This window comes from Alteromonas sp. CH_MED4-4, from assembly GCF_037029575.1.
GTDB classification, from domain to species: Bacteria; Pseudomonadota; Gammaproteobacteria; order Enterobacterales; family Alteromonadaceae; genus Alteromonas; species Alteromonas macleodii.
In genome coordinates, this window is record NZ_JAYMEU010000002.1 from 137,426 (window position 1) to 154,482 (window position 17,057).

Genomic DNA, 17,057 nt, shown 5'->3' on the forward strand with positions numbered 1-17,057 from the left:
TTTAGCCGTTATGTACAGCTGCGTTCTATCAGTTTAAACGCTTGCTATAAAAACTAGCGAGCGGCGGCTTAATTCATGTCGGTCATGTAATGTCGTATACGAACAAGGGGGTTGTTTACCAAAGGTAACCAACCCCCTTGTGTTATTAGAAAGCCAGTGCTTAGCCAAATACAAAGTTAAACCTCAGTAAAATATAGCGTTGAAAGAATAAGGTATTACCTGTCTGTGACCCCTCTACAATCCCCAACAATCGAACATATCGTCAACCGCATAGCGACATCTCTCACTGATGTAGAGCTACCACTTCAAACGCCACTCGTCGTTGCTTACAGCGGTGGTGTGGATTCGACAGTTCTGCTCCAAGCCGTTATTGCGTATAGGGAGCAGTTTGATAGCCCAATTCATGCTGTACATGTACATCACGGTTTAAGTGATAATGCCGAACAGTGGGCAAAGCACTGCGAATTACAGTGTCGTCTTGAAGACGTAGCATTTCATTTGTATCGAGTTGATGTTGATACGGGGTCGAGAAAAAGCCTGGAAGCAGAAGCGCGTAAGGTTCGATACAACGCATTGTTAGAAGTGTGTGACCAAATAGGCGGTGTACTGTTATTGGGACAACATGCCGAAGATCAGCTTGAAACCGTATTGCTTCAGCTTAAACGCGGTGCTGGTCCTCAGGGCTTAGCGGGTATGGGAGAAGTTCAGTACCGAGGTGACACCTTGATAATGCGCCCTATGCTAGCACTAGAGAAAGCCGAGATTGTGGCTTATGCCGAAGAGGAAATGTTGCAGTGGGTTGAGGATGAATCTAATCAGCAAAATAGCTTTGATAGGAACTTCTTAAGGAACGAAATTATACCTCACTTGCTGGCGCGATGGCCTAAGTTAACCAAAACCGTGGGGCGCAGCGCCGAGCTTTGTGCTGAGCAAAGTGCACTAGTCAGCGATTCTGCCCAAAAATATTTTGAAGATTGTAAACGCACAGATCTCAGGCTCGACGGGCAACAACTCGCTGCATTGTCTTTACCTTGGCAGGCTATGGTCATTCGCGCGTGGTTTCGAGCTCAAGGCGAGCTGTCGCCCTCAAAAGCGCAGACAGACCAAGTGCTTGCTATGTTAAAAGCAAAGCATGATGCAACCCCTGAAGTGAACTTTAAATGGGGGAGGGTTATACGGTTTGACCAAGACCTTTATTGGGTGGTGAACGCTACTCATGAAGTACCGCAAAACTTAAAATTAGTGCCCAACCAAAATATCGCGCTTCCTTGGCTTAGAGGTCATATTCGAATTGCAGTACCAAAGGCGCGAGAAGAAGATACCGTTTCTCTGCAAACCAATGCTCGCAACCTTAAAGTAAAGCCAGAAAATGCGAACGTATCTAAGTTGCTGAAAGAATGGTTTAAGGTATGGCGCGTGCCAAGATGGGAGCGAAACGGCGTGCCGGCAATCTTAATTAACGACGAGCCTGTCGCACTGATTGTTGAAGGACGTTGTGTTTATCTGCAGCCCAAAGCGCCAGATATAGAAATAACCTTTAGTCTCGACTGAATCTATGTAGCACTAAAAGTGCCGTTTTTTGAAAGGGCTAGATACTCTTGCTTATGGTATCCATGGCAATAATGTGCAAAAGCGGCATTGCTTTGCCGCCATCCTGATAAATTCGAATCGCGACGTTACGCTGCGTGATAACTATTTTTTCCAGAATTTTTCACGCGATACAGGGCGTTGTCAGCACGGTCAAATAGGCTACTCATCGTATCGCCGTCGCGATAAATCGCGCCGCCAAGGCTGGTTGATACGCCTAAGCGAGATAAGTAGCTAGAGCTATTGATACTCATTTGAATACGCTGGGCTGCACAAGCTAGTTGCTGTTGCGACTGACAGTCTAGCAAACAACAAAACTCATCGCCGCCATAGCGAAATGCTTCGTCTTCATCCCGCAGAACATTAGATAAATGTGATGCAACATGGACAAGTACTTTGTCACCTTCGCCATGACCAAAATTATCATTCACATACTTAAAGTTGTCTAAGTCGATCACCAAAAGTGCGAAAGGATCATCGTGTCTTTGCGCCCAGCCGAGTTGTCTTGTCATTGACTGCTCAAAGCCCGCTCGGTTACCTAAGCCAGTTAACACATCTTTAGTCGCCATCTGTTGCACACGCATCAATGAAAGAGCGTGCTTTACTTGTTTTCCAAATAAATCATGCAGTTGGAATAGACTCTCCCGTTGCGATAACGACAAAGGTGAACTAATGTAATAATAGACATGAGCTTGATCGCCATTAACGGCATTGGCACCTTGTAGTGGTAAATCAATGAGTGTTGACGATATCTTTGCATTACCGTACACCCAACGCGAGTCAAAGTCAGACAAGCTAAACCCGACAATAGGTAACAACGTGTTTAGCTGCTGAAAATACACGCCACCTAGCTCTTGTAGTTCAAGAGTAGAAAGTAGCTGCGTGATAAAGCCTGATAATTCACTAAAAGAGAGTGATTTACCTGTGCTCTCAGCAGGGTAAAAATTGTTATGTTGTGTGCTATCGTAGACTGACGTTGAAAAATCCACAGTAGTGCCCCTATACAAAATGCGTTGATATGCAAAGAAACAAGTGTCAAAGCCCTGACGTTTCTGTGGCCACATCTGCATTTTCGCGGAATTTATGGCGATCACAGCGGCAAAACTTGCCGGATCTGCATTTGCACAGTGGATTTTGCAAACTAGATGCCAACAAAGTGTTTCAGGCATTAGTCTTTAGTTTAAAGCGTAAAATCGCGTGATTTATCGCGCCTGTTTTACAAATGGAAGTTTATGTAGCTTTAGGAGGTAGTGTGGGGACGAGCTTTTTAAATATCGTGATATTGATGTTCATATCGGTATGCGCGGTCGCATTATTTAAACGCATTCATCTCCCTCCTATTCTTGCTTATCTGTTTGCCGGCGTACTCGCGGGTCCACAACTATTATTTGTGTTTGCCCACCCAGAAGAAATGCACCTGCTCGCTGAAGTGGGCATAGTGTTTTTGCTCTTTTCACTTGGTCTTGAGTTCTCGTTACCCAAATTGTTGGCAATGCGCTCTTTAGTATTCGGTGTAGGATTAGGGCAAATGGTGTTTACCACGGCAGTGTTTACCTGTGTTCCTCTGTTTCTCGGCATTCCAATGAGTGCGTCCATCATTATTGGTGGTACGCTGGCGTTAAGCTCAACCGCTATTGTAATTAAGCAAGCAACCGAAATGGGCATTCTTAATAACAGGCGTACACAATTAGCGGTAAGTATCTTGCTCTTTCAAGACTTAGCGGTGGTTCCGTTCCTAATTGCTATTCCTCTTTTAGCCCAGACTGGTGAAGTAAGTATTGCGCTAGCTTTAGGCGAGGCGTTGCTTAAAGGTGTGTTTGTCATTGCGTTTCTAATGTCAGTGGGTAAGTGGTTACTACCTTGGGTGTTTAGAGAGGTAGCAAGAACAAGGACAGACGAGCTGTTTGTTCTGACCACTATATTGATTGCCCTATTGGCAGGAGGGCTAACTTATTACTTCGGGCTATCCATGGCGCTAGGCGCTTTCTTGGCGGGTATGATGTTGGGGGAAAGCCAATACAAGTATCAACTTGAAGCCGACATTCGTCCGTTTCGAGATATTTTAATGGGGTTATTTTTTGTTACCGTGGGTATGCAGTTAGAACTCACTGTACTGTGGAATAGCCTGTTTGAGATTGTTTTTGGCGTTTTTGCTTTGATGATAGTTAAAGTCATTTTAGTAAGAGGCGCATCTCTATTAGTTAAAACCGATGCAATAGATGGCTGGTCTGCTGGGGTTAAACTTTGTCAGATTGGCGAGTTTAGTTTTGTAATTGCTGCGCTTGCTACGACACACGGCGTGTTAACGTCAGAGCAGTCATCGCTGATTGTGTGTATGGGTGTAATCAGTATGGCGTTAACCCCGTGGCTTATGAATAACAGCGTCACCATAGCAAGGCGTATTGTTAACAAGGATATCTCGTTCGATGACAATGTGAGCTTTGGTAATGCAGAGCCGTTAACCAACCACGTCATTATTTGCGGGTTTGGCCGCGTTGGACAGTCGGTAGCTCGCATGCTGAAAATGGAAGGCATTCATTTTGTTGCCATAGATATGGATCCTGTCAGAGTACACGAGAGTCGAAACGCGGGAGAGCCCGTCATCTTCGGTGATGCGAGTCAAAAAGATATATTGATTACTGCCAATGTAGAAGGTGCCAAGCTTGTGCTTGTTACGTTTGATCAAGTCGATAAGGCCAAGCAGGTGATAACGCAGACCCGAAGCATTACGAGCACTACAGATGTTATGGTGCGTACCAAACGAGACTACCAGCTTGAAAGCCTATACAGCGCGGGTGCCAATCAAGTCGTGCCAGAGCTGCAAGAGGGGAGCTTGATGTTGGTATCGCAGGTGCTGCATTACGCCGGCGTGCCAATGTCTCGTATTTTAAAGCGGGTGCGAGCTGAGAGAAAAGGTCGCTACGATCATATGCACGGCTTTTACCCGGGAGAAACAACAGAGATCACCTATGGCACAGAAGACAAGTTAGAGTTTATCCATGCTGTGGTGTTGTCCGAACACGCTTCCTGTATTGGCAAAGCCATAAAAGATATCGATTTCTCGAGAATGCGAGTAGCGATTAAGGGCCTAAGACGGGATGGAAATGAAGTTAAAGACCCAGACCAAGACGCTATTTTGCAAGCCCATGACGTGCTAGTGATTGCGGGTAAACCCCGGCGTGTGGAGCGAGCAGAGCGAAAACTATTAGAAGGGAGCTAGCACGCAGTTAAACTTAGCGTTGTTTAATCTAGCGCGCTTGCCATGGAACGTGTGTTGAATTACGTGAGTTCAAGCTTACGCTACGCGGTCGCTTTCTAAGTCCGCAAATTGCTTTTTTAGGTCGTAGCGCTCGTCTGTCACTATCTTCTCAAGCACAGAAACTCGTTCCTTAAGCTCTGCAATTTCGGCTTTATAAGCATCGGTTTCTTTGCTGCTAAGTTTCTTCTTACTTTTGTCTTTTGCACTTTCGACAATGGTAACTAAGGCCCAGGCACAAATGGCTACTATTGCAATCGCGGTCATATTCACGGTGGTATCCCTCACAAATGGCTTTAAAACAGTGTAGGTGAAAATTTGGCCTGTTGCCTAATTCACCCCGTATTTAGTTAAATACTTATCGGTAAAATTACTGCTTCGCTTCATGTACTATAGCGGTTATCTAACGTACTTTTTAGTAAAAAATGTAACCAGTTAAGTCCTTCACACCAGCAGTGTTATAATGAGAGATTGCAAGTAGGTTGCCAAGTGACAAAAGTCATTACTTTCTAATAAGTTAGAATGTTTACCTAAGCTAATACAAAATAAATGTTAACGAATTTCACCAAGTAAAGTAGCAAAATTGACGAATGAGTGACCAAAATAGCAACCGTCCAACATCAAACTTCGACCTTGCAAACAAGCAAACGCAAGAAAAAGAGGCTGTGCAGGAGCCGTTGACTGAAATCGCAATGGAAGACATCGCGACAGAAGAAGACATAATGTGGATGAGGCATGCGTTAACGCTTGCCGATAAGGCTGAGTCGATTGGTGAGGTGCCAGTCGGCGCCTGCGTAGTATTAAACGGTGAGCTTATCGGTGAAGGCTTCAATACGCCGATAACGGATAATGACCCATCTGCGCATGCAGAGCTACGCGCTGTTAAAGAAGCAGCAGCTGCGGTGCAAAACTACCGACTTATTGATGCTACGTTGTATGTGACATTAGAGCCCTGCTCTATGTGCGCAGGTATGCTGGTACATGCACGGGTAAAGCGGGTGGTGTTTGGCGCAAAGGATGCGAAGACAGGCGCTGCGGGCTCGGTCATGAACTTATTGCAACATCCTGCGCTTAATCATCAACTTGAGGTTGTATCTGGCGTATTAGCTGACGAATGTGCTAACAAATTGTCAGATTTTTTTCGCAAGCGCAGGAAAGAAATAAAGGCTGCCAAAAAGGCGAAAAGACTGCTAGAGGGTGATGCTTCAAGCTAATTTATAGCGTTGCCTGAAGTTGTGCTTATTCGTGTTTTCGCCCATTTGGTATGTACCGGTTACATGGTCAATCATTGTGAACCAGATGGCATAGAGGTGACTTAGCCAGGCGTACGGGTTAACTGAGTGAACATATCGCTGGTAACAAATAGCTTGCGGCGCTGAAGTACTTTTTGGTGACAACGCTTGAGCATAAGTCTGCGTCTGTTGTTGTTTTTCAATTTTATTCCTTTTTTCATAAATCGATTTTTTTTCATTTGTTCTCCTTTCTCTTTTTCCTGTCGTAGACACGTATTCACGTTGAGTGCTCTTTTTTGTCTTTGAGAAAGTGAGCCAGCATTTGGCTAACTGTTTCTAAGGGTACGGTACAAAGATGACATCGAAATGACAATTTTCAAGACAGTGAATAACGAGTTACTCTAAATTTTTCCTTGTTCGTCCAACCATACTAAGCTGTCATAATAACGACGAATATTTTCCACATACTGTAACGCTTCATCGCCTCTTGCATAGCCATAGCGAGTAGTACGGTAATATTTCTTTTGCCTAAGCTGTGGCAAGCGACGCTTTACATCTACCCAAAGGTCTGGATTGCCACCTTGTTGCTCGGTAAGAATGCGTGCGTCCTCCAAATGGCCCATACCAATATTATACGACGCCATAGCCATCCAGGTTCTATCTGGCTCGCTAATTCGCGCAGGTATGCGATTGAGCAAACTGGCAAAATAACGAGAGCCTCCGCGAATGCTTTGTTCAGGATCGGTTCTGTCATCTACGTTCCAGTCACTTGCCGTATCCATGGTGAGCATCATTAGACCGCGAACGCCAGTTCTTGAAATAGCGTCACTGTCCCAGTGACTTTCTTGATAACTCATGGCCGCAAGCAGTCGCCAGTCTAATTCACCTGCATACTGTTGAAATAAGGGTTTGTATTGGGCAAGTGCTGTCTCGGCGGCATAATTAAACGCACGACTGTCGACGTAATCAAACTGGCGAATATGGCCAAAGTACTTGTCTTCTAACACCGTAAACCAGCCTGACTGATGTACAGTACCAAAATATTCAATCAGCGCTGCTTTCACTGAGTCATCTTGATGTAATGGGAGCGCCCACGCCATCGGCATATCTTCATTAAGGGTTTTTGCCACGGCTAAGTTAGGATATCGCCTGCGCTGAAGGGCTAGACGGTTGCTGTCAGCTACCGTATAAGCAATGTCACCATTGGCAACTTGTTGTAACAGTTCTTCAGAGTCAGAATCTTCGGTGGTAACAAGTTGGGTTTTTATTATTGGGCTTTCACTATCACTTGCTTGGTCGGTTACCTGGCCTAATAAACTAGACAGTAAGTGAGCTTGGCTGCTACCTGCCACAGTAATAATAGGGGCATCAAGTTCTAATAAGTCTCTAGGTCTCGATGTCCCTGCTTGGAAGACGAGCTCTTGTTGAACGTGTTGATAGGCTGGACCGTAAGCAAAACGACTTTTAAGTGAAGGCGTTACCGCATCGCCTGTCGCGACAATGTCCAGATTACCTTCTTCTAACTGTTCTAACATGACTTCATAGCTGTAGAAAGGGTAAAGGTCGAGCGTCACGCCAAGGTAATCGGCAAATCCTGCCAGCAGTTCATATTCGAAACCCTGCGGCCCCTCGGCGCCGTTATAAAATGTTCCTGCACCATAAACGGTTCCCACGCGGATCGATTCTCGTTCCAATAATGAAGAAAGGGCAGTGGGTACGGAAGGAACACCACAACTTATAACAGCAATAGATAATATGATTATTAATTGTAGTTTTAATCGTTTTTTATAGTCTTGTGACTGCATAGACCTTTACTTGTTGTCATTAAACCATCTAAGTTTAAAAAAAAGTTCATGTAAGCGCGTTATGAGGTTACTTACTGCGCATAATTACTCTATAATCCGCGCCGAAATACTCATCAATCCAAGAGGCAACGCGTCGCATTGGTGGTCGTTGTTTCTAACAAACCAGGTAAATCAATATGTTGGTCCTTCGAGGCGCTCCTGCACTATCAGAGTTTAACCAAACTAAACTGATTGCAAAGCTGGGTCAATCCGGCGTTAGGGTTAAAAACCTATATAGCGAATATGTTCACCTAGTCGATTCCCAAGGTGACTTGTCTAAGCAGCAAATAGAGATACTCGAGAAGCTGCTCACTTACGGCCCCGCAAGGCAAGCACAAACCCCTTCTGGAACCTTCTTCCTCATCACTCCTCGCCCCGGCACTATCTCTCCCTGGTCTTCTAAAGCCACCGACATCGCTCACAACTGCAGTCTAAAAAATATCAACCGCATAGAGCGTGGATGCGCGTTTTATATAGAAACAGAAAACACTGTGAGTGAAGATGATTTTGCGCTTATCGCTAGTTTCTTACACGACAGAATGACTGAGTCAGTGTTTACGAACACTGAAGAGGCGGCGGTATTATTTGCTCACACCGAAGCTAATACTTTTACCAGTGTAGATGTATTAGGCGAAGGCAAGGACGCGCTAGTTAATGCAAATGTGTCGTTAGGCCTTGCATTGGCTGATGATGAGATTGACTACCTGTTTGATAGCTTTACTAAGCTAGGCAGAAACCCGACTGACGTTGAACTTTACATGTTTGCACAAGCAAACTCTGAACACTGTCGCCACAAAATTTTTAACGCTAGCTGGACCATTGATGGCGAGGACCAAGAGAAGTCGCTGTTTAAAATGATCAAAAACACCTACGAGTTGTTACCTGATCATGTGTATTCAGCTTACAAAGATAACGCAGCGGTAATGGAAGGGTGGCAAGCAGGTCGTTTCTTCCCGAACCCGCAGTCACACCAATACGAATACCATCATGAAAATATTGATATTTTGATGAAGGTAGAAACCCATAATCACCCAACGGCAATTTCACCTTTCCCAGGTGCGGCAACAGGCTCTGGTGGTGAAATCCGTGATGAAGGTGCTACTGGTCGTGGTTCAAAACCTAAAGCGGGTTTGGTTGGTTTTACCGTATCTAACTTACGTATTCCTGGTGCTGAACAGCCGTGGGAATTCGAATACGGCAAGCCACAGCGCATTGTAAGCGCCCTTGATATTATGCTTGAAGGCCCACTAGGTGGCGCAGCGTTTAACAACGAATTTGGTCGTCCTGCGCTACTGGGTTATTTCCGTACCTTTGAACAAGAAGTCAATAGCTTCAACGGTGTTGAAGTGCGCGGCTATCACAAACCTATTATGTTAGCTGGTGGTTTAGGTAATATTCGTCGCGAGCATATTGAAAAAGGCGAAATTACGGTAGGCGCTAAGCTTATTGTGCTTGGCGGCCCTGCAATGAACATTGGTCTTGGCGGCGGTGCAGCCTCATCAATGGCATCTGGCCAGTCAAACGAAGATTTAGACTTCGCTTCAGTACAGCGAGACAACCCTGAAATGGAGCGTCGCTGTCAGGAAGTGATTGATGCATGTTGGCAGCTAGGGGATAAAAACCCTATTCAGTTTATCCACGATGTGGGCGCAGGTGGTCTTTCAAATGCACTGCCTGAGCTGGTTAATGACGGTGGCCGCGGCGGTAACTTTGAACTTAGAAAAGTATTGTCAGATGAGCCAGGTATGACACCTCTGGAGCTATGGTGTAACGAATCTCAAGAGCGCTATGTTTTATCTGTCGCGCCTGAAAATATGCCAGTGTTCGAAGCAATTTGTGCCCGCGAACGCGCGCCGTTTGCTGTGGTTGGTGAAGCCACTGTCGAGCAGCACCTCAACCTGAACGACAGCCAGTTTGACAACAAACCTATCGATATGCCTCTTGATGTACTTTTAGGCAAGCCGCCTAAAATGCACCGCGACGTAAGCTCGACCAAGGTTAGCTCGCCAGCGCTAAACGAGGCAGGCATTACCTTAAGTGATGCAGCAAATCGCATTTTATCTTTGCCTACCGTGGCAGAGAAAACCTTCCTTATCACCATTGGCGACCGTTCGGTTACCGGCCTTGTAAGTCGCGATCAAATGGTAGGCCCATGGCAGGTGCCAGTGGCAGATATGGCGGTTACTGCAACAGCGTTTGACACCTACCACGGTGAAGCGATGTCGATGGGTGAGCGTACGCCTGTCGCGTTACTATCGCACGGCGCGTCTGCACGTCTTGCTGTGGGTGAAGCGTTAACCAATATTGCCGCAGCAAACATCGGCGATATTAAGCGCATTAAACTGTCAGCAAACTGGATGGCAGCAGCTGGACACCCAGGTGAAGATGCGGGTCTTTATGAAGCGGTTAAAGCAGTGGGTGAGGAGCTTTGCCCAGAGCTAGGCCTAACCATTCCTGTGGGTAAAGACTCTATGTCTATGAAAACGGCATGGAATGACAACGGTGAAGATAAAGCGGTGACTTCTCCGCTGTCACTGGTTATTTCAGCGTTTGGTGCAGTAAAAGATATTCGCAAAACCCTAACGCCTCAGCTACGTACAGACAAAGGCGCAAGTCGCTTGCTGCTACTCGATTTGGGCGAAGGGAAAAATCGCTTGGGCGCGAGCTGCCTGGCACAAGTCTATACTCAGCTTGGTGATAGCCCAGCAGATGTGGTCTCTGCAACTCGCCTTAAAGCCTTTTTTGACGCAATGCAGACGTTAATTGAAAAAGGTTTGGTGTGTGCATATCACGACCGTTCAGACGGTGGCCTGTTTACCACCGTTGCTGAAATGGCCTTTGCTGGTAAAACAGGTGTAAGCATTAACCTTGATAGCCTAGTTGGAAACGACATTGCCGTATTGTTCAATGAAGAACTAGGTGGCGTAATCCAAGTGCTTGAAAGCGATATGGATGCCGTTAACGCAGTACTGACTGAATTCGGTTTAACTGAATTGACTCACGATATCGGTACGCTTAATAGCACCGACATGATTGAGTTTAGTCGCGGTGGCGTTGCTGTACTTGCAGATAGCCGCGTATCAATGCGTACAACGTGGGCACAAACCACGTTTGAAATGCAGAAACTGCGTGATAACCCTGAGTGTGCTGAACAAGAACACGCGGCAAAGCAAGATGCTGCCGACCCAGGTTTGCATGCTGCGTTGTCTTATGATGTAAACGAAGACGTAGCAGCGCCCTATATTGCCAAAGGCGTTAAGCCAAAAGTGGCGATATTAAGAGAGCAGGGCGTAAACTCGCATCTAGAAATGGCGGCTGCATTTACCCGTGCAGGCTTTGATGCTATCGATGTGCACATGAGTGACGTGTTGGCTGGTCGCATTACCCTTGAACAGTTTGCGGGCCTTGCGGCTTGTGGCGGTTTCTCTTACGGCGATGTATTAGGTGCAGGTGAAGGTTGGGCGAAATCTATATTGTTCAACAGCATGGCTCGCGACCAGTTTGAAGGCTTCTTCAACCGTAACGATACGTTCAGCTTAGGTGTGTGTAACGGCTGTCAGATGCTATCGAACCTTAAATCACTGATTCCAGGTACTGAGCATTGGCCACATTTCGTGACCAACCAGTCGGCGCGATTTGAAGCTCGTGTTGCAATGGTCGAAGTGATGGAGTCTAAGTCTGTGCTGCTTGATGGCATGGCAGGTTCGCGTATGCCTATTGCTGTGTCGCACGGTGAAGGTCAGGCTGAATTTGCCAATGACAACGCGCTGTCACAAGTAGGCGCGCAGGTGGCGATGCGTTACGTAGACAACTACGGCAAGCCAACCATGCAATATCCGGCAAACCCGAATGGTTCACCGCAGGGGATCACAGGTCTAACTTCACTAGACGGACGCAGCACCATCATGATGCCGCACCCTGAACGTGTATTCAGAGCCGTGGCAAACTCGTGGCGTCCAGACGATTGGCAAGAAGATGGTGCGTGGATGCGTATCTTCAGAAATGCCCGTAAATTTGTTGGGTAACAAAGCACTGTTGGTTCGATAAAAACAGGGGGAAACCCCTGTTTATCTTTCGAAAAAATACTGTTTAATAAACGTTCATACCATAAATAGGTGTCAAAGCTTTGGCAAAGTGTCAAAAATCTGATTTTTGCCCTTGTCATCAGTTTGTCACTGATCTATTGTAGTGCAAGCAAGGAATGCAATTAGGTTACAGGAGTTGAGTTAGGGTTGTACCAGTGAAAGGCATGTGCCGGCTGGTTTAAATAATAAGAGACGACCGATGAATCGTTCTTCTAAAGGGTTTGGCTTAACCGGAGTGGCTGTAGCTGTAGTGCTGATGTTCGTAACTGCTGTTTTTAGCACATCTGCGAAGTCTGCCGAAGCTCCAACAATGCTAAGTGTGCAGTCTTCAGTTAAGTAGTCTGAAAGAAAAATTCTAACGCCCGTATCAAGTTGCTTGATACGGGCGTTAATCATTAGGGGGTAATAAAAACGTTCAGCATATAGCGCTTCATGAGAAAGCCTAAAAGTTACACCTAAAGACAAGTCCAAAAAGGTAAAGCTGACTCAACTAGTTCTTGCCTCTCATTTTATCCTTTCTTATTTTTTTCTCTGTTAATTAATTTCTGCTGCGGATGCTTTTTCAAAAGCACATATGTAGCACCAAAGCCTCCGTGCATGGGTTGAGCCGTATGGTAGGCAATGACTTCGTCTAGTTCTCTTAGCCAATGGTTAACATAACTTTTTTTCAAAGCGGGAAAGGGTTTGCTATTTTCACCTGTTCCATGTTTTATGAGCAGTGCACGAACCCCGCGTTCGTGACTAGATTTAATGGTGCTATAAATCAGGTCTCGGCTTTGTTCTAAGGTTTTCCCTGAAAGTGTTACGTTGGCCTCTAGAGGGTATTTACCAAGGCGAAGTTTTTTAAAAACGCCGTCTTGAATACCTGGCTGCTGGAAGTGTATGAAATTATCAGGAGGTACCGGCTTCACGCCTTCCATGCTCAGTGGGTTAGCGAGTTTTTCGCGGACGCTTAACTGCCTAGCCGCTCGTTTTTGTTTTTCAGCGAGCGCCTTTACAGGATCGTGTAATAAAGCCTTATCATCTGAAGCGATTGGTTTTACATCTTGCATTTCTGCAAAAAACGAATCGATATCGTCGTTTTCAAATTGGCTCATATTAATCCCCGTATAAGCTACTTCTCTATCTTTTATACGCTATTTCAGCCCCGTTGGTCTATGGAGCATAACCGCTTGATATATCACCGGTCGCAACGAATAGCAGCACCGCCGATTGCAGTGTAATTATAAAGTGGGGATTAAATTCCAAAAATCATCGTTTAGTAAATGGCACCAGGTTCCGCTAAAGCTTCAATAGCATCCCATTCTTCTTCAGAAAATGGGCACTGCACAGCTGTTTCGGCACAACTATCAGCGTTATCAGGTGGGGGGAAATCGAAAGTCATAATGCTCTCCTGTTTTGAAGAGTATTACTTAAATTGGCTAAATTACAACCAAAGTATAATAAATTCTTCAATATTACAGGCGACGGTGTGTATAAGCATCTTTACTAAAAAGCAGAAACGTTGCGCAATTAATGGCGTCCCCAGCTGGAATCGAACCAACATCTAAGCCTTAGGAGGGCCTTGTTTTATCCATTAAACTATGGGGACCTAATGCGTAGGGAGTTTTATTATACGTAGTTCGGGAAAATACGAAACCCTTTGTCAACAAGGTGCAGCGCTATGAGAAGAATGTCTCTGTCATTGACGTGAAAGTAATGAGCCCGTGGCCTGGTTTTCTAATGCATATAAAAAGCCCTCGTAGATACGAGGGCTTTGGCTATGGTCAGCGTATTTTTAAATATCAAAGTGTACCGCTAGTCTCGTAAATCTAAAGAGCAGTGTATGGGGATTGTTCAATTTGATAATTTTATATGCCGCTGTTGGATAAAACAGCATGTTTTGTTGAACAAAATCCCTACGATAGTTTGGATTCTAACAAAAACGAATTGAAGTAAAAGATTATAGTTACACTTTATTCAATGCTTGAAGTAATTGATGTTCGATACATTTCCAAAGGCAATTATTTCACTTAGATGACGAAAGTACTATATAAACTGGGAACTCTAAACTGTTTAAGGCAGATCGAGAAAGACTATTTTTTTACTACAAAATCGTGTTCTTGAATGTTTGCGATAATTCCTGCACCTTCGTTTACTACTAGAGACGAATTACCGTAGGCACTACTCACTACAAATTTGCCAGGATATAGCGAGTACTGTAAGTATTTACGGCCACGGTTATCGACAATCTCTTTAGCTTGATAAAGGTATAGTTCATCTTTTTCAGAAATGCCATTGTCTCTGCCTAAAGATACAGAAATTTTATCGCCGGCAACATTAATCACTCTACCTGTCATTGGCTGGCATGCAGTGGCTTCTTTTATGTCTTCAATCGCTTCTGCTATTGTCGCGTTGACGGTTTGCCCATAAAGCGACTGCCAAAATTTCGTCGAAAATTCATCTACATCTTCGAATCTGTCGAATGTCCATTCTCCTTGATTCTGATAAGACTTAGTCAACAACAGGCCTCCATTAATGCCGTCATAGACTTGAATGGTCATAGCAAAGGAGCGTCGAGAAGTACCCTCACGCCACGGTGTAAAAGCCGAAGCCTCTTCCCGTGTCACGCTTAAATCATCTATCATGCCCACCAGCACAAATTGAGTATTACTTTGCGCTGAAAGCGTGCGTACATTTTGGTCAGTATATCGACTGTCAAATTTTGCAGTATGTGGCGCGATATAGATAATATCTAGGTTTTCAGTTTTATTTCGCATGGCCTGCGCTAACTGATGGGTGAATGAAGCATCGAAGTTGGGAATATTACCCTGTGTTAGTTGCGCTCTGTTACGTACCCTGAAATGTGTGGTAGCGAAATGTTTTTGGTCATTTTGTGCGGCACACACTTTTCCTCTTGGAAAAATGTCAGCGCGAATACTTACCGTAATCACATCGCCGCTATAAACTTCATCAACCAGTTCCAGTTGTTCAACTTCGCCGGTAGAGCGAATGGTCATCTCTTCATTTTTAAGAAGACCATTTGTAAGCTTCGCGACACTATGAACTGATGCGCCTGCAAAAAGCATGGCTTGCTTAAGTGCCTCTTGGGTAGCCGCATGTCTGGCAGTTTCCTTATCGCCATTTCGCACCACTGCCTGTCCTGTAGCCTCGTACCACACGGCATTTGCTTGCCCAACCAAAAATGCAAACAGGCAAATTACCGCCACGACAGCATTTAAAATAGTTACCAGCGTTGTTTTGCTAATATGTCGCACCGCACACCTCTGGAGGTTTTTGTCTAACTGCGCTATGCAAAGCGCCCGCTTTATAAAGCGAAGTATGCGAAAAGAGTGCCAATTGATGTGGTTTCATCGCCATTAAATCAATCGGGCGCATATCTTGCACATATCTTGCAACGCGTATCTTGCTAAAGGTTTGTAAAAAGCGTCAGTTTAAATACGTCAAAATCTGCTACCGCGAGTATGGCAGTATCTCGTAGTTACAAGGCTGCCACCGACGAGAGCAGCGTAACTACACATTTGATTTTATTAATAATGTAATTTGGAAATGAAACTATGTGCTTGAAAAAAATACATAAATCAAAATCGCTGCTGCTGTCTTGCTTTCTTGGTTTAACAATAAGCACTGGTGGATGCGGCATTATTGATAAACACGTTGAGTGGGAAACAATAGAACCAGAAAGCTATCCCGTGCTCAAGGCGGTAGGCTATGCGCCGATTTCTTCTCAGCATGGCGAAAGCGACAGCATGAAGCTTATAATGGCGATGAAAGCGTCAAAATTAGATGCATACCGAGAGCTCACTGAACAAGTCTATGGTCAAAAAATTGAAGGCAATCAGTCTCTGTCTCACTTGGTTATAGATAGCGAAACATTGCGAGCATCTGTAGAGGGGGTCATTAGAGGCGCTGAAGTCGTAAAAGCCTATCCGGTAGGTGAAGATACATACGTCACCGAACTCGCTTTAGATATGCAGCAGGTTTACGATATATATCTGTCGACCGCAAAACCGCGCCGAGTAAAGGATGTTAAGTATTATTAAACGTTAGCGAAAGGGGAGTTTGCGCAAGTGGCTGTATCGTGAAGTCTTAAAACATGCGCAAATTCACAGAGATATAATTTACTTTTACCGGTTAAGGCTTAATAGTTAAAGCTCGCTGAGTGGGGGTTACTGAAATCGCAAAAAATTAGGCGCTCACTCCCGACCCTAAAGTCCCGCCTTTCGGCTTTCCTTTTTTGTCATAGGTGAGCGATTCTTTGGCACGAACTTCCATCATCAAGTTACGTAAGTGTGTGAGGCGTAGCTGTCCTTGCTCTACGGCTTTTTGATTGACCTGTGTGTGGTATTTGCAATCGTCCAGAAGTTTCTTTGCATTAGTCATTAATGCTTCATCTTCTTCTGACATTGAGCCTTGATCGCTAATTGTGCGCTCAATGCTTCCATCGAGAGCCTGAATAGACGTTAACAGTGCTGTCTTTTCGTCTAATAAGTTCATTAAAGATTCTGCGTCTCGCGAACTGATAAGTTGCAATTCTTTTTCAAGCAATACGGCAAGTGAAGACAGTTGCTCCACTTGCTTTATTAGTGCTTGTGTCAATTGGCTTGCTTGTTCAGTCACGTTAGCTCTCTTCTTATTAGTTACGAGTTTTGTCGCTCACTATTTAGCGCCAAAAATCTCACCTTCTAGTTTTGCAATCTTGTTGGCAAGCACTTCAGGATTAACTTTATACTCGCCACTTTGAATCGCTCGCTTAAGGCGATCGACTTTATCTTGGTTCACAGGCGCTTCCGAACCTTTCTTCTGAACCTGGTTGAGCTGCTGAGCAGATTGCGTCAACGATACAGAATCCTGACGCGGAACTGATGCGGTTTGCGCAGCCTGTGTTGATGCCTGCTGTGGAGATTGCTGCGTTTGGTTTTGCTGCGCAACCTTTCCATTATCAACGGGTGTTTTCGGTAACCCATTGTTTATATTGTTAATTGCCATAATTAGTCCTCACTACTTTTTCGCCTCTGTAAAGTGTATCGGCCTTTTGGCTAATTTCTTTAGC

The 17,057-nt window shown here is 45.0% G+C and carries 15 protein-coding genes and 1 tRNA gene; 6 read left to right on the forward strand and 10 right to left on the reverse strand.

The genetic code is table 11. The features are described 5' to 3' along the window. The first annotated feature begins 225 nt into the window (after nucleotides 1-225). Complete coding sequence (gene tilS, locus WA381_RS02115; RefSeq protein ID WP_014975855.1) at nucleotides 226-1,551, forward strand: tRNA lysidine(34) synthetase TilS; 1,326 nt, start codon at nucleotides 226-228, stop codon at nucleotides 1,549-1,551. 125 nt (nucleotides 1,552-1,676) lie between these two features. On the opposite strand, the gene WA381_RS02120 is transcribed toward tilS, so the two are convergent. After that, on the reverse strand, nucleotides 1,677-2,576 hold the full coding sequence (locus WA381_RS02120) for a GGDEF domain-containing protein (protein WP_014975856.1): 900 nt from the start codon (nucleotides 2,574-2,576) through the stop codon (nucleotides 1,677-1,679). A gap of 263 nt (nucleotides 2,577-2,839) precedes the next feature. Between WA381_RS02120 and WA381_RS02125 the strand changes: the two genes are divergently transcribed. After that, nucleotides 2,840-4,807 carry a cation:proton antiporter domain-containing protein gene (locus tag WA381_RS02125; RefSeq protein ID WP_014975857.1) on the forward strand — a complete coding sequence of 656 codons (1,968 nt, stop codon included), beginning with the start codon at nucleotides 2,840-2,842 and terminating at the stop codon, nucleotides 4,805-4,807. A 75-nt stretch (nucleotides 4,808-4,882) separates the two neighbouring features. On the opposite strand, the gene WA381_RS02130 is transcribed toward WA381_RS02125, so the two are convergent. Then, nucleotides 4,883-5,110, reverse strand: coding sequence for a hypothetical protein (locus tag WA381_RS02130; RefSeq protein WP_014975858.1), 228 nt, complete (start codon nucleotides 5,108-5,110; stop codon nucleotides 4,883-4,885). Nucleotides 5,111-5,433: 323 nt separating this feature from the next. Between WA381_RS02130 and tadA the strand changes: the two genes are divergently transcribed. Then, a complete protein-coding gene (gene tadA, locus WA381_RS02135) occupies nucleotides 5,434-6,057 on the forward strand; it encodes a tRNA adenosine(34) deaminase TadA (protein WP_014975859.1) in 624 nt (207 codons plus the stop codon). 101 nt (nucleotides 6,058-6,158) lie between these two features. Here tadA and WA381_RS02140 read toward each other — a convergent pair whose 3' ends face one another. Then, nucleotides 6,159-6,314 (reverse strand): hypothetical protein, encoded by a 156-nt coding sequence (locus WA381_RS02140; protein ID WP_014975860.1) that lies wholly within the window; start codon nucleotides 6,312-6,314, stop codon nucleotides 6,159-6,161. A gap of 162 nt (nucleotides 6,315-6,476) precedes the next feature. Continuing rightward, nucleotides 6,477-7,880, reverse strand: a complete 1,404-nt coding sequence (mltF, locus tag WA381_RS02145) for a membrane-bound lytic murein transglycosylase MltF (RefSeq protein ID WP_014948574.1) — start codon at nucleotides 7,878-7,880, stop codon at nucleotides 6,477-6,479. A gap of 176 nt (nucleotides 7,881-8,056) precedes the next feature. On the opposite strand from mltF, the gene purL reads away from it, so the two are divergent. Together purL and WA381_RS02155 are read left to right on the forward strand one after the other, a co-directional pair. Continuing rightward, nucleotides 8,057-11,944: a phosphoribosylformylglycinamidine synthase gene (gene purL / locus WA381_RS02150; protein ID WP_014978557.1), complete on the forward strand. Its 3,888-nt coding sequence runs from the start codon at nucleotides 8,057-8,059 to the stop codon at nucleotides 11,942-11,944. 259 nt (nucleotides 11,945-12,203) lie between these two features. After that, nucleotides 12,204-12,344, forward strand: a complete 141-nt coding sequence (locus WA381_RS02155) for a hypothetical protein (RefSeq protein WP_197044394.1) — start codon at nucleotides 12,204-12,206, stop codon at nucleotides 12,342-12,344. A 169-nt stretch (nucleotides 12,345-12,513) separates the two neighbouring features. Here the strand turns inward: WA381_RS02155 and smrA are convergent, their stop codons facing one another. The 4 genes from smrA to WA381_RS02175 form a co-directional block, all read right to left on the reverse strand. Continuing rightward, nucleotides 12,514-13,101 carry a DNA endonuclease SmrA gene (smrA, locus tag WA381_RS02160; RefSeq protein WP_014978558.1) on the reverse strand — a complete coding sequence of 196 codons (588 nt, stop codon included), beginning with the start codon at nucleotides 13,099-13,101 and terminating at the stop codon, nucleotides 12,514-12,516. A 161-nt stretch (nucleotides 13,102-13,262) separates the two neighbouring features. After that, the gene (locus WA381_RS02165) at nucleotides 13,263-13,388 is read right to left on the reverse strand and encodes a hypothetical protein (protein ID WP_264386958.1); all 126 of its coding nucleotides are present in this window, start codon (nucleotides 13,386-13,388) and stop codon (nucleotides 13,263-13,265) included. 132 nt (nucleotides 13,389-13,520) lie between these two features. After that, nucleotides 13,521-13,595, reverse strand: a tRNA-Arg gene (locus WA381_RS02170). 484 nt (nucleotides 13,596-14,079) lie between these two features. Continuing rightward, nucleotides 14,080-15,261, reverse strand: a complete 1,182-nt coding sequence (locus WA381_RS02175; protein WP_014978559.1) for a flagellar assembly protein T N-terminal domain-containing protein — start codon at nucleotides 15,259-15,261, stop codon at nucleotides 14,080-14,082. Between the two features lie 300 nt (nucleotides 15,262-15,561). On the opposite strand from WA381_RS02175, the gene WA381_RS02180 reads away from it, so the two are divergent. Next, a complete protein-coding gene (locus WA381_RS02180; RefSeq protein WP_014978560.1) occupies nucleotides 15,562-16,047 on the forward strand; it encodes an LPP20 family lipoprotein in 486 nt (161 codons plus the stop codon). Between the two features lie 145 nt (nucleotides 16,048-16,192). On the opposite strand, the gene flgN is transcribed toward WA381_RS02180, so the two are convergent. Together flgN and flgM are read right to left on the reverse strand one after the other, a co-directional pair. Next, complete coding sequence (gene flgN / locus WA381_RS02185; protein WP_156086046.1) at nucleotides 16,193-16,624, reverse strand: flagellar export chaperone FlgN; 432 nt, start codon at nucleotides 16,622-16,624, stop codon at nucleotides 16,193-16,195. 39 nt (nucleotides 16,625-16,663) lie between these two features. Continuing rightward, nucleotides 16,664-16,993, reverse strand: coding sequence for a flagellar biosynthesis anti-sigma factor FlgM (gene flgM / locus WA381_RS02190; RefSeq protein WP_014948589.1), 330 nt, complete (start codon nucleotides 16,991-16,993; stop codon nucleotides 16,664-16,666). Nucleotides 16,994-17,057: the final 64 nt, after the last annotated feature.